Genomic DNA, 11,793 nt, shown 5'->3' with positions numbered 1-11,793 from the left:
CTAAGCCCGGTGAGGCTGAATCGCGTTTGCGGGAATGACACCCAACTTGCCAGCTTGGAAATCTTCGAAGGCTTCGACGATTTCTTCTTTGGTGCTCATCACAAATGGACCGTATGCAACCACAGGCTCACGAAGTGGTTCACCACCAATGATGAAGAGTTCAAAGTTTGGTGAACGTGATTCCTGAGTTTCACTGGCCGTGATGCGCAAGGTATCTCCGTAAACCATCACTGCAGTTTGACCTGAATGCAATGGGCGCTGCTCTAAGCCAACAGTGCCTTGACCTGCAAGTGCGTAGACGATCGAGTTGAACGTTGGGCTCCATGGAATATCAATCTGCGCACCAGGTGCAAGGGTGAGGTGAGCGATCGATAGCGGCGTGTGTGAAATACCTGGGCCTTTGTGACCAGCAACTTCACCAGCAAGCACACGAAGAATTGCCCCACCATCAGCACTGGTAATCAGCGCTGAATCCTTGCCCTGAAGATCTTGGTATTGCGGATCAATGCGCTTTTTCGCGCGGGGCAAGTTGATCCACAACTGCAATCCGTGGAACAACCCTCCAGCTTCTACGAGCGCAGCTGGCGGAGTTTCAATATGCAAAAGGCCATTGCCGGCTGTCATGTACTGCGTACCGCCATCAAGGATGAGTCCGCCACCGCCATTGGAATCTTGGTGAATGAACTGGCCATCAATGAGATAGGTGAAGGTTTCAAAGCCACGGTGTGGGTGCCATGGAGTGCCTTTTGGTTCACCTGGCGCGTATTCAACTTCACCCATTTGATCCATGTGAATGAACGGGTCAAGGTCAGCCTGACTGAGACCAAAAAAGGCACGCTTCACCGGGAAGCCTTCGCCCTCAAAGGCCTGGGGTGCGGTGACAACAGTTTTGACCTGACGCTGCTCAGCCACTGGGGATGCAACAGCAAGGCGTGGAAGGGTCAGGGGATCTGCGGTGATGGCGGCCATGGGAGGTCCTTTCGTTGAAAGTAGTTTATCATTCAACTATCTCAAGGGCAAATCTATTCCCGTCCGAACTGCTCCCAAATGCCCCATAATTGGGCAGTGTCCACCGCTGCTGATGATCCCGTAGAACAAGCGGTTGATCGGGCCCTGAAGCCACTGCGCGACGATGCCGTGCGCGATGTTGAAGCCATTTTGGATGCCGCTCTCAAGGTTGCCGAGCTTTCTGCTCCATCCGCCCCTCGAGTCGCAGACATCGTGGCTGAAGCTGGAACTTCGAACCAAGCTTTCTACCGATATTTCAACGGTAAAGACGATCTCATGCAGGCCGTCATGGCCCGCGGCCTGCGCCGAGTACACGCATATCTGGACCATCGCATGTCCAAGGTCGACGATCCTGCCAAAAAGATTGACCTATGGATTCGCGGAATTTTGACACAAGCCACGCACCAAATTGCAGCTCGACAAGGCGCAGCCGTCGCTGAAATTTTTGCGGTGAATAGCGGTGGCATTGATTCGCAATCCCAGGAAGCAACGATCGCCTTGCAAGATTTGCTCATCGAACCTTTGACACAACTCGGCAGTTCCGATCCAGTGCGCGACGCAGCGCTCATCCGAGAAACATCCATGGGAACCATGCGCACCCATATGAACGCACACACCAGCCCAACCCAAGAAGACAGCGATCGCCTCGTTGACTTTTGCTTACGAGGAATCAACACAACTCAATGACGAACTATGAACTAGACCGCAGCGTTGTGGTCGAAGGAGCAACTGTGCGCTACGCCGTTAATGGCCAGGGCACCCGTGATCTTTTACTCGTACATGGCGCAGGCGCGCATCAACTTTGGTTCTATCGAATGTTCGATGCCTTGCAAAAGGATTGGCGCGTCATCACCGTTGATCTCACCGGCCACGGTTTCAGTGATCACCGCGAGCGATACACCGTTGAGATCTGGGCAAATGAGCTCGCTGAAATTTTGCGAACGGAATGCAACGAACCAGCACTGGTTGCCGGCCACAGTATGGGGTCGCGCGTAGCTTTGGCGTTAACAGCAAATAATCCAGAACTTGTACGTGAACTCATCATGATTGATGGCAATATCCGCTCCCCTGAAGAAATTGCGATGTATTCAGATCGCAAGCCACTTCTCACTCCTAAGTACTACGCAACAAAGGAAGATGCACTTGCTCGCTTTCGCTTAGTTCCGGCCCAGCCTGAACCTGGCATGGATGTGCTCTTGCCTGTTGCTGAATATTCAGTAGTGGAGCGTGATCAGGGGTGGTCATGGCGTCATGACTGGAGCACTATCACTGAGCCGTATGACGAATACATCAACTCACGAGTGCCGTTGATCAAACAGCCAGTCACATTCGTCTACGGCACAGATAGCCCAGTGTCCGGTAAAGATAAGGCTGATTACTTTGTTGAAATCGCGACCACTGATGTGGATGTGATTGCAATTGAAGGTGGAGGACATCACCTCATGCTCGACTTTCCCGATGAGTGCCTTGAACTCTTTACGGGCAAATAAGCACTTTGCCGGTTGACTGACGTGTTGCAATAAATTCCAGAGCTTCTCTGGCATCTTCAAGCCTAAAGACTTTGGAGATATGCGGCGCTAATCCACCTTGAGTCATCTCATCAAGTTTTGCGTCGCCTTCAGCGACCTCTTGAGGCAAATGCTCAGCAACAGTGCGGATTTCAAAACCCTTGATGATGCCACCTTTCAACAACGGCAAATTCAAAGGAATCTTTGGAATCTCACCATCGGCGAATCCCACCACAACAAAGCGCCCACCCCAGGCAATCGCGCGAAATGACTCTTCGGCGTAACTTCCGCCAACTGGGTCGATGATCAGATCAGCACCTGAGCCGGTAATTGATTTGATGCGATCCTTGAGATTCTCTTTGGTGTAGTTGATGCCGGCGACAGCGCCGAGTTCTTCACATACACGCAGGCGCTCGTCGCTAGAAGCAACTGCAATTACTTTCGCGCCCAAACGTGTAGCGATATCCACACTTGCTGTACCCACACCACCAGCAGCACCAAGCACAACTACCCAGTCCCCTGCCTTGAGTTCACCGATGGTGACAAGGGCGTGGTAGGCGGTGCGATAGGTAACACTAAAAGCAGCGGCCTGATGCAGGCTGAGCCCTGTTGGTATCGGTTTGAGTGATGACGCCTTCACTGAAATTTGTTCAGCAAAACAGCCAACGAAGGATCCACCCATCACTAAGTCACCGGGTTGAACATTCGTGACGTTTGAGCCAACTGAAAGTACAACACCAGCAAACTCACTGCCAGGGATGAACGGCGTAGGAATGGAAACTTGATACAGATTTTCAATGATCAGTAAGTCGGGGAAATTAATCCCCGCTGCACGAACCGCAACCACCGCATCATCTGGGCCGGCAACAGGATCCGGTAGCTCTTTGAGTACCAAACTTGATGGCGGACCATATTGCTCACAGACCAATGCACGCATACGCGAATGGTATTGAAGAAAGCAATGAGCGGGTGGAATGTTCACACATTCCACCCGCTCATGAGCGAACGCTTACATCAATTCATTGTTAGTTTTCAGGAACGGTCTGTGTGAAGACTTCTCCGAGGAGTTCCAGTTCAGCTTCAGCCTTGAGATTTGGAATCAATTCCGAAGGCCACACGCTGTCGGTTCCTTTGTACTGACGCAGCAACTGGCGAGCAACGGTCACTTGATGAACTTCAGTTGGACCATCTGCCAAACCAAGCACAATGCCGGAGTTCAAGAAGCCCATTAGCGGCAGTTCATGCGAAGTGCCAATAGCACCGTGAAGATGCACTGCACGAATACCAATTTCAGTCATTACTCGTGAGGTTTGCACCTTGATCGCTGCAATGTCCATGCGGACCTTCTTGTAATCATTGAGCTTGTCGATCTTCCAAGCGCAGTGAAGAACCAACAGTCGAAATGACTGCAACTCGATGTAGGTATCAGCAATCATCTGCTGCACTGATTCCTTCTCCGCAAGCAAGGTCCCCTTGGTGTAGCGGGAAAGTGCACGCTCGGCCATCATGTCGAGTGCCTTCTGGCAGTTACCCACGGTGCGCATTGCATGGTGCACACGGCCACCACCCAAGCGAGTCTGAGCAACAGCAAATGCTTGACCAACACCGCCCAGGATTGCTGACTGCGGAACGCGAACATTTTCGTACTTGATCAATGCTTCAGATACATCGTCTGGACCTTCGCCAGCCATGCCGAAGTTGTATTGAATGTTGATGCCTGGTGTGTCTGCTGGCACCACAAACATGGTCATGCGACTCACTACAGGAGCATCAGGATCAGTGACAGCCATGACAATGAAGAACTTGGCCCAGCGAGCATTTGATGACCACACCTTGCGGCCGTTGATAACCCAGTCGTCGCCGTCTTTCACTGCACGGGTGGTGAATACACCTGGGTCAGCGCCACCTTGTGGTTCTGTCATTGAGAAACAGGAAACGATGTCACCTTCAAGTAGTGGCTTGAGGTATTCGGCCTTCTGCTCATCAGTTCCGTAGTGAGCAAGAATTTCTGCGTTTCCCGTATCAGGTGCCTGGGTACCAAAAATACGTGGAGCCCAACGTGAGGTTCCAAGAATTTCATTCAGGAGGGCCAGCTTCAGCTGTCCATAGCCCTGACCACCGAGATCTGGCCCAAGGTGACAAGCCCACAACTTCTTATCGCGCACTTCTTGCTTCAGCGGGTTAATGATCGCGGCCTGCTGCGGAGTCATGTCCTTGTAAATGTCATGCGGCCAAAGTAGGTCAACTTTTTTAATCTTGGTATTGACGAACTCTTTGGTCCAGTCAAGAAGTTCTTGGAAGTCTGGATCGACCTCGAAATCAATTGCCATGTCATTCTCCTTGTGTGATGTGTGAAGTCTGTGCGTTCTCGCTGATTTAGTACATGCCACCATCGACGCGAATGGTCGCGCACGAGGTGTAAGTCGAAGCATCAGAAGCCAAATAGATGGCCGCACCAACAATTTCGTGCGGTTCGCCAATGCGCTTGAGTGAGGTGGTGTTCTGCATTCCTGCGGTCATGGATGGAACATCCCATGCTTTAGAAATGTCCGTCATCATCGTGCCTGACATCAGGGTGTTCACTCGAACAGCCGGGCCAAAGGCTTTTGCAAACCCTTCAGTCATGGTGTTCAAGGCGTACTTCGCACCAGCGTAAGGAATGATTGTTGGTGAAGGGCGAATTGAACCTGATGAGCTCACGTTGATGATGGAACCGCGGCCAGCAGCTGCCATCCGCTCACCCATGAGTGCCGTGAGGTGATACGGCCCCTTGAAGTTGAGGTTCATCACGCTGTCGAACATCTGCTCAGTGACATCTGAATTCTTTTCGTACACAGGTGACATACCTGCGTTGTTGATCAACACATCGACGCGACCAAAGCGTTCGTACACTGCATCAACAAACGGCTCAATCGCATCCCAGCGGCCAACATGAAGTGCATAAGCCATTGTTTCAACGCCATATTTTTCGGCGATGTCGTTGGCTACGGTTTCGCAGTTTTCGATTTTGCGCGACGCAATTACAAGATGAGCACCGGCTTGCGCACAGCCGTACGCCATTTCCTTACCAAGGCCACGGCTTCCGCCGGTAATGACAATGACTTTGTCTTTTAGGCTAAACAAGTTGTCAAGGTAGCTGCTCACTTCACACCATCCGGCATGGTTGCTGCGAGCTCAGCTGCCTTACTCATGAGTTCCAACACCAGTGGACCAAATGAGGCAAGCGCCGCATTGTCGATGTTATTTTTCACAATGCGTGCATAAGACATCTCGAGAACAATCGCTAACTTCCAACGTGCAAGCACGAGGTAGTAAGGGAAGTCTTGGGTACTGCGTCCGCTGATCTTTTCGTAATGCGCAAGAAGATCCTCTAGCGGTGGCATTCCCGTGACATCGAGATAACGCATGTACTTGGAATCAGCTGCATCTGGAGCAAGTGATCCAAGGGCCCATGCAAGGTCAAGCAGTGGATCACCGATGGTGGTCATTTCCCAGTCGACAACGGCAGCAAGTTTTGCCGGCACATCATTGGTGAACATGATGTTGGCGAATTGGTAATCGCCGTGCATGATGCCGGGCTCCCATGAACGTGGCTTGTTCTTATCGAGCCAGGCGGTTGCTTCTTCAAGGCCTGGCAGGTCACGGAACTTGTAACCATCAAGGAAGGAAATCCACCGACTGACCTGGCGATCATGGAAGTTGTCTGGACGACCAAAACCTTCAAGGCCTTGTGCCTTCCAATCAACCTTGGCCAGCAGTGCGCAGCCCTCGACTAATGCGTACGCGAGTGCTGGACGCAAACTCAAGTCAGACTTATACGGCTCTGGCCAACCATCGCCGCCAGCCGGAGACCAACCAATGATCTGCTTCATCAAATAAAACGGAATCCCCAAAACGTCAGCGTCTTCGCAACCAACAACGAGCTCGCCATGAGGAACATCTGTTCCCTTGAGCGAAGCAAGGAAGGTCATCTCGCGCTTGATGCCATCAGCGCGGCCTGAGTTGCGTGGTGGAATGCGCATCACGAGGCGCTCACCGCCTCGATCAACGAGATACAACTCGTTTTGGGAACCACCTGAAATCTTGGTGAGTTCTGGAGTTTCCCCGGCGCCTGGTCGGTTGACTGAGTCCATCCAAACCGTCAGTCGCTGCAGTTCTTCGGGAGTAAAGGGGTGCTTGGTATCGGTAGCCATGGACTGAGAATACCGTTCTTATTTCTAAGAATCTTGTTCTCAGCAAAAAAACTTGGGGAATTTTCAAAGAAATCTGGCCGGTTTATGCCCTAGGAGTGCCCAGCTGGCGACCCACTAGTTTTACTCACATGCAGCTTGCCTTGGAATTCCTCGTAGCGGTTGCAGCAGGAGTTCTTGCCGGGTCCACCGGCGGCGGCGGCGGCATGCTCTTTGTACCCATTTTGATGGTCAGCGGCCTGACCCCCGTAGCCGCAGTTGCAACCAGCAATATCGGTGTCTTTGTGACTGCAACCTCCGCAACCATCACCAATGCGCTAGCTCGCCAGGTGCCATGGCGCAGAGCCATCATGATCGGCATCCCTGCCATCGTGATTGCGCCGGTTGGCGCCTGGGTAGCCCACCACCTTCCAGATGCTGCGTTACTTCTAGGTTTTGCAACGCTCAACATCATCAACGTCATCCTGACAAATCGACGTACAGGCGCAGCGGCTGAAGAACATGACCAGCAGACCAATGATGCATCCGTCGGACAAATCGCCGTGACAGGCGGCTCTGGCGGATTTCTCGCTGGACTCTTTGGAATCGGAGGCGGACTCATCACAGTGCCGCTGCAAATTCTTTGGCTCAATACGCCGATCAAAGTTGCAGCACGCGTGTCACTTGCGGTGATTATGTTTTCCAGCGGTGCCGCGCTCCTAGGGCACGTCATTAATAACGCAGATATTCATTGGACTACAGGGCTCGTTTTGGGTGTAGGTGGATTGATCGGCGCACCTATTGGTAGCAAACTCCTGCGAAGACTGTCGCCGAAAGCCGCCACCCGCCTACTTCAGGCTGTACTCATTGGTGTTTCGATCTACGTGACCTATCGGGCCTTTAACTAGCCAACCCTTTAACCTGCTTGCGGATCCAATAATCCTTTGACTCGCGCTGCGATTACTGCATCTTCGCGTGAGTTCACACCGAGGCTGCGATACAAGCGCAACGTCTCTTGACGAATTGTTGATTCACTGAAACCAAGTTCGCGAGCAATCGACTTATTTGTCTTGCCATCTTGCATGCGTTCCAAGATTCGCTGTTGACGTTCAGTGAATTCGACTTCGCCTTCTGGCGCACTCACCAAAGTTTTACGAGCATTGGATCCCTTGGCCATCGCTACTCGCAATTCGAGCAGACTGACGATCGAGGACATGAACGGCGCACTTGCGGGGTTTTCTGGCAGCGCCTCCTTGAACGTGACGATAAGCACGTATTCGGGAATATTGACGCGATTGAGTGGCGCGATCACCACGCCACCTTTGTGATGCGTTCCTAATACTGCAGGAACGAGCTCATCACCCTCGCTTGCATCCACGACCCATGTTGTCCGGCCAAAGGACAGGACAGAAGCCAATTCCGGGTTATTTTCAAGCGCAACTTCAGCAACACGGCCGGTGTCGACAACACCGTATGAAGACTTCAATTGAAGCGTCCCACGTGGGTCCATGCCGTACAACAGCACTTCCTCGCAACCCCAAAAGTCGAATATTCGCAAGGCTAATAGCCTTGTGAGCTCATCCCAAGAAGGGTTTGCAACGAGTGCTTGAGAGAGCAACGTAAAGCGTTCAATGCGATCTGGAAGTGGCTGAATTGTGGTCACATGAACACAGTAGTCAGTATCCGGACAATTACCAGAACTACCTGGCACCGCGTGCGCGCACGTAGTCACTCACGACATAGTCGCCAAGTCGCTCGCCTGACGAGGCCAACACTCGCCCACCATTGCGTCGAGCCATTTGATCCAAGAAACGTTCCAAACTCGGGTCATCACCAAGCCTGAACCAAGAAATGGGAACTCGACGACAAGTCATGAGATCCACCTGAGCCACGGTGAGGGCAATCGTTTCATCACTTGGCGGCCAACTGAAATTCGAGTAACCCTCGTCATCAATGTGAGCCGTTGGCTCACCATCGGTCACAACCATGACTACTCGCTGAGCACCATGGTGTTTATCAAGGAATCGACCAGCCAGCATCAATGCATGATGCAAATTTGTGCCTTGGATGTAGCTGGCTTCCAAATCAGGTAACTCATGTGGCTTCACCACTTGTGCAATGTTGGCGAAGGAGATGATTTCTAGCGCATCAAGTGGATACGCAGTTTGTGCAAGCGCATGTAAGGCGAGCGCCATCGTTTTAGCTGAACGCCAGGTATCACTCATCACCATCGAAAAGGACTGATCTATTAACAGCGCCACCGCTGCACGTGTTCGCGTTTCTGTTTCGTGAACTTCAAAATCCTCTGCAGAAAGAGAAAGAGTCGCAGAATTGCTCATTATTTTGCGATTCACTGCATTGCGAACCGTCTTCACCACATCGATGGGTTGCTCGTCACCAAACTGCCAAGGCCTAGTCATCCCGGTGATCTCACCCGCCGCACCTGTGCGATGCACACTGTGGTCACCTCTTGATGAAGCATCGAGCGAAGAAAAAACTTCGCGCAATGCTGTCTGACCAATACGTCGCACAGCTTTTGGTGTGAGTTCCAGGCGATCGCCATCGCGTTGCAGGAAACCTTCATCTTCCAACTGTTTTTGGATCTCACGCATGGCACGCAGATCATCAACAGCCTGACGACCTAAGGCACGGGCCACAGCCGCTTCATCAATATTATCGAGATTGGCTCGAGCATCACTATCGGAAAGCTGATCCATGATCGATTCGAGATCAGCCAATTCGGCAAGTGCTTGTGTTGCATCAGGCAAGCCCAGCGGCTCATCCCCACCCATGCGCTGTTGCCCAGACCAGGAGAATTCAGGACGCATGGTTTGAAGGTTCTCCTGCAAACGTGACATCTCATCCTGTAAGCCCATGTCCGCCAATGCCTCTGCCATTGCTTCAGCAAGCTCGGCACGTTGCTCAGGGCTGAGTGAATCCATCATGCGCTGCATCGCAGCAGCTTGACGCGCTAGCTCATCAATAAATTCCGACAGAGTTTCTGGCGCATCTGGGAAGAAATCCTTGTGCTTTTCTTTAAAGGCTTCGTAATCATCTGTTGCATCTTCTCCTCGCCGATGCTTTTCCAGCATGGCGTTGAGGTCTTGCATCATTTCCTTCATCGCAGCTTTAGATTCAGGAGTATTCATCTGCTTCATACTCTGCGTCATGTTTTTAAACTGCTGATCTAGAACATCTCGCTGCAGGCGATCTTTGAGTTGATCAAAGGATTGCTTGGCTTGCGGTGACTGCCAGTCGTAATTCGAAAGTTGCTGAACTGCGCGACCGATTTCATCAGGAACTGTGTCAAGCATCGCTTCACGAAAACGTGCATCATCTGACGGATCCGGAAAGAGCGCCGCGCGTTCTTGGGTAAGCGCGTCATCCAGTAACTGACGCAAGTCGGTGAGCAGACCATCCATGCGACCTGAGTTTTCTAACTCTTTGCGACGCTGCTGGGCTTTGCGGAACATGTCGCGCAAACCATCACGATTATTCAATCCATCGCGAAACATGTTGCGAAAGGCATCGGTTAATGACTGCCCGTCAAGGAGACGTCGGCCAATCTCATCCACACCACCGCCAGCATCAACTGGGGCAGCTAAGGGATCTGGGCCGTCATGGAAGGACCCATATTGAAATCGACTCATGAGGCTCCGTAGCGAATGACCCCATCAACTGCGTCCTTATCAATCCGTCGGGTTAGCCATAGTCCTTCAATGGCAAACTCCACACATGCTGCCGCAAGGCCCGAGGATTCGGCTAATTCAGGTTCCACGGTCTGCATTAATTTGCCAAGACCCTCGAACTGACCCAGCTCGCCAAGCAGGGATGCGCCAGGCGTGATGTCGCCGGTTTGCAAGGTATTGCCTTCGTCAAACCATTCAACAAGCGAAGTCAACACGGGGCGAATGTCATTACCGCCGAGCAACTGACGCCACGTTTCTGCTGTTGCTTTACGTGCAAGATGAATTAAGAGTTCCTGCTCGCGACCCTCTTCACTGACATCAAACTCAACCTTGCCGCGCAAGGTTGGAACAACACCCATGAGATCGCCGATGCGAGCGACAGGATCCTTTTCGCCGGTAATTGCTGAACGACGTAGAGCTGCGCCCGACAGCGCTTCAGTGCACGCAATAGCAAAGCGTGCTGAAACACCACTGCGTTGATCAATGGAGGAGGACGTGCGAACTTCAGTAGTGAATCGAGCGACAACGTCATACATGTGGTCAGGGATCACAGCTTGCACATTGGCTTCTTGGCGAATCAAATCGATTTCATCATCAAGGAGCAGCGGATAGTGGGTGCGAATCTCAGCACCGAAGCGATCCTTTAACGGCGTAATAATGCGACCGCGGTTCGTGTAGTCCTCAGGGTTTGCGCTTGCAACAACGAGCAAATCCAGCGGCAAACGCAGGTTATAACCGCGGACCTGAATGTCGCGCTCTTCCAAAACATTCAGAAGCGCAACTTGAATGCGCTCTGCCAAGTCAGGAAGTTCGTTCATTGCGAAGATGCCGCGGTTCGTGCGAGGCACTAACCCGTAGTGCACAGTCTCTGGATCACCAAGGCTGCGACCTTCAGCAACCTTGACCGGATCAACGTCACCAATGAGGTCAGCAACCGAGGTGTCAGGTGTTGCCAGCTTCTCACCAAAGCGCTGACTGCGATGACGCCAAGACACGGGCAGGTCATCACCGAGCTCAGCTGCCTTGCGACGACATCCAGCACAAATTGGCTCTAGCGGGTCATCATTGATTTCACAGCCCTCAACAACGGGAATCCACTCATCAAGGAGTTGGGTCAACGTGCGGATCAAACGAGTCTTGCCCTGGCCACGCTCACCTAACAACACCAAGTCATGGCCAGCCAGGATCGAGCGCTCAACCTGAGGGATCACGGTGTCTTCAAAGCCCACAATTCCTGGCAGGCTCGGCACCCCTTCGCGAAGGCGAGTCAGCAAGTTTGCTTGCATCTCTTGCTTTACCGTGCGCGACTGGTAGCCGCTGGCCACAAGTGCGCTTAAGGTGCGAGGGAAGTCAGCCGGGACAGATGGGGCGAAATTGGTCACCTGCTGACCGTACGGTCCCCACCGCATTTGCGCTACA

General features: G+C 52.3%; 11 protein-coding genes. 3 read left to right on the top strand and 8 right to left on the bottom strand.

Annotation, left to right across the window (positions count from 1 at the left end):
* Complete coding sequence (locus PHN51_04115; protein MDD2817964.1) at positions 1-969, bottom strand: pirin-like C-terminal cupin domain-containing protein; 969 nt, start codon at positions 967-969, stop codon at positions 1-3.
* 96 nt (positions 970-1,065) lie between these two features.
* On the opposite strand from PHN51_04115, the gene PHN51_04110 reads away from it, so the two are divergent.
* Both PHN51_04110 and PHN51_04105 read left to right on the top strand, forming a co-directional pair.
* Positions 1,066-1,695, top strand: coding sequence for a helix-turn-helix domain containing protein (locus PHN51_04110; protein MDD2817963.1), 630 nt, complete (start codon positions 1,066-1,068; stop codon positions 1,693-1,695).
* The gene (locus PHN51_04105; GenBank protein ID MDD2817962.1) at positions 1,692-2,498 is read left to right on the top strand and encodes an alpha/beta hydrolase; all 807 of its coding nucleotides are present in this window, start codon (positions 1,692-1,694) and stop codon (positions 2,496-2,498) included. Before PHN51_04110 ends, PHN51_04105 begins: the two co-directional genes overlap by 4 nt.
* Here PHN51_04105 and PHN51_04100 read toward each other — a convergent pair.
* The 4 genes from PHN51_04100 to PHN51_04085 form a co-directional block, all read right to left on the bottom strand.
* Positions 2,485-3,453, bottom strand: a complete 969-nt coding sequence (locus tag PHN51_04100; GenBank protein ID MDD2817961.1) for an NADPH:quinone oxidoreductase family protein — start codon at positions 3,451-3,453, stop codon at positions 2,485-2,487. The genes PHN51_04105 and PHN51_04100 overlap by 14 nt on opposite strands.
* A gap of 88 nt (positions 3,454-3,541) precedes the next feature.
* The gene (locus PHN51_04095; GenBank protein MDD2817960.1) at positions 3,542-4,846 is read right to left on the bottom strand and encodes an acyl-CoA dehydrogenase family protein; all 1,305 of its coding nucleotides are present in this window, start codon (positions 4,844-4,846) and stop codon (positions 3,542-3,544) included.
* A gap of 46 nt (positions 4,847-4,892) precedes the next feature.
* Positions 4,893-5,639 carry a glucose 1-dehydrogenase gene (locus PHN51_04090; protein ID MDD2817959.1) on the bottom strand — a complete coding sequence of 249 codons (747 nt, stop codon included), beginning with the start codon at positions 5,637-5,639 and terminating at the stop codon, positions 4,893-4,895.
* Positions 5,640-5,656: 17 nt separating this feature from the next.
* Entirely contained in the window at positions 5,657-6,709 is a 1,053-nt protein-coding gene (locus tag PHN51_04085; GenBank protein ID MDD2817958.1) for a phosphotransferase family protein, read from the bottom strand.
* A 128-nt stretch (positions 6,710-6,837) separates the two neighbouring features.
* Between PHN51_04085 and PHN51_04080 the strand changes: the two genes are divergently transcribed.
* Positions 6,838-7,593 (top strand): sulfite exporter TauE/SafE family protein, encoded by a 756-nt coding sequence (locus PHN51_04080; protein MDD2817957.1) that lies wholly within the window; start codon positions 6,838-6,840, stop codon positions 7,591-7,593.
* A gap of 8 nt (positions 7,594-7,601) precedes the next feature.
* On the opposite strand, the gene PHN51_04075 is transcribed toward PHN51_04080, so the two are convergent.
* The 3 genes from PHN51_04075 to PHN51_04065 are packed head-to-tail and all read right to left on the bottom strand — an operon-like array spanning position 7,602 to position 11,756.
* Positions 7,602-8,348, bottom strand: a complete 747-nt coding sequence (locus tag PHN51_04075; GenBank protein ID MDD2817956.1) for a LuxR C-terminal-related transcriptional regulator — start codon at positions 8,346-8,348, stop codon at positions 7,602-7,604.
* 37 nt (positions 8,349-8,385) lie between these two features.
* Positions 8,386-10,335: a hypothetical protein gene (locus PHN51_04070; GenBank protein MDD2817955.1), complete on the bottom strand. Its 1,950-nt coding sequence runs from the start codon at positions 10,333-10,335 to the stop codon at positions 8,386-8,388.
* Entirely contained in the window at positions 10,332-11,756 is a 1,425-nt protein-coding gene (locus PHN51_04065) for a sigma 54-interacting transcriptional regulator (protein ID MDD2817954.1), read from the bottom strand. Before PHN51_04065 ends, PHN51_04070 begins: the two co-directional genes overlap by 4 nt.
* Positions 11,757-11,793: the final 37 nt, after the last annotated feature.

Source organism: Candidatus Nanopelagicales bacterium, assembly GCA_028687755.1.
Classification (GTDB): domain Bacteria; phylum Actinomycetota; class Actinomycetes; order S36-B12; family S36-B12; genus UBA11398.
The sequence above is the reverse complement of the archived record's forward strand: the minus strand, read 5'-3'. Positions and strand labels throughout refer to the sequence as shown.

Excerpts from the sequence above, each read along its gene's own strand:
- PHN51_04115 (MDD2817964.1), bottom strand. The coding sequence starts at position 969 with ATGGCCGCCATCACCGCAGATCCCCTGACCCTTCCACGCCTTGCTGTT.
- PHN51_04105 (MDD2817962.1), top strand. The coding sequence starts at position 1,692 with ATGACGAACTATGAACTAGACCGCAGCGTTGTGGTCGAAGGAGCAACT.
- PHN51_04100 (MDD2817961.1), bottom strand. The coding sequence starts at position 3,453 with ATGCGTGCATTGGTCTGTGAGCAATATGGTCCGCCATCAAGTTTGGTA.
- PHN51_04095 (MDD2817960.1), bottom strand. The coding sequence starts at position 4,846 with ATGGCAATTGATTTCGAGGTCGATCCAGACTTCCAAGAACTTCTTGAC.
- PHN51_04085 (MDD2817958.1), bottom strand. The coding sequence starts at position 6,709 with ATGGCTACCGATACCAAGCACCCCTTTACTCCCGAAGAACTGCAGCGA.
- PHN51_04080 (MDD2817957.1), top strand. The coding sequence starts at position 6,838 with ATGCAGCTTGCCTTGGAATTCCTCGTAGCGGTTGCAGCAGGAGTTCTT.
- PHN51_04070 (MDD2817955.1), bottom strand. The coding sequence starts at position 10,335 with ATGAGTCGATTTCAATATGGGTCCTTCCATGACGGCCCAGATCCCTTA.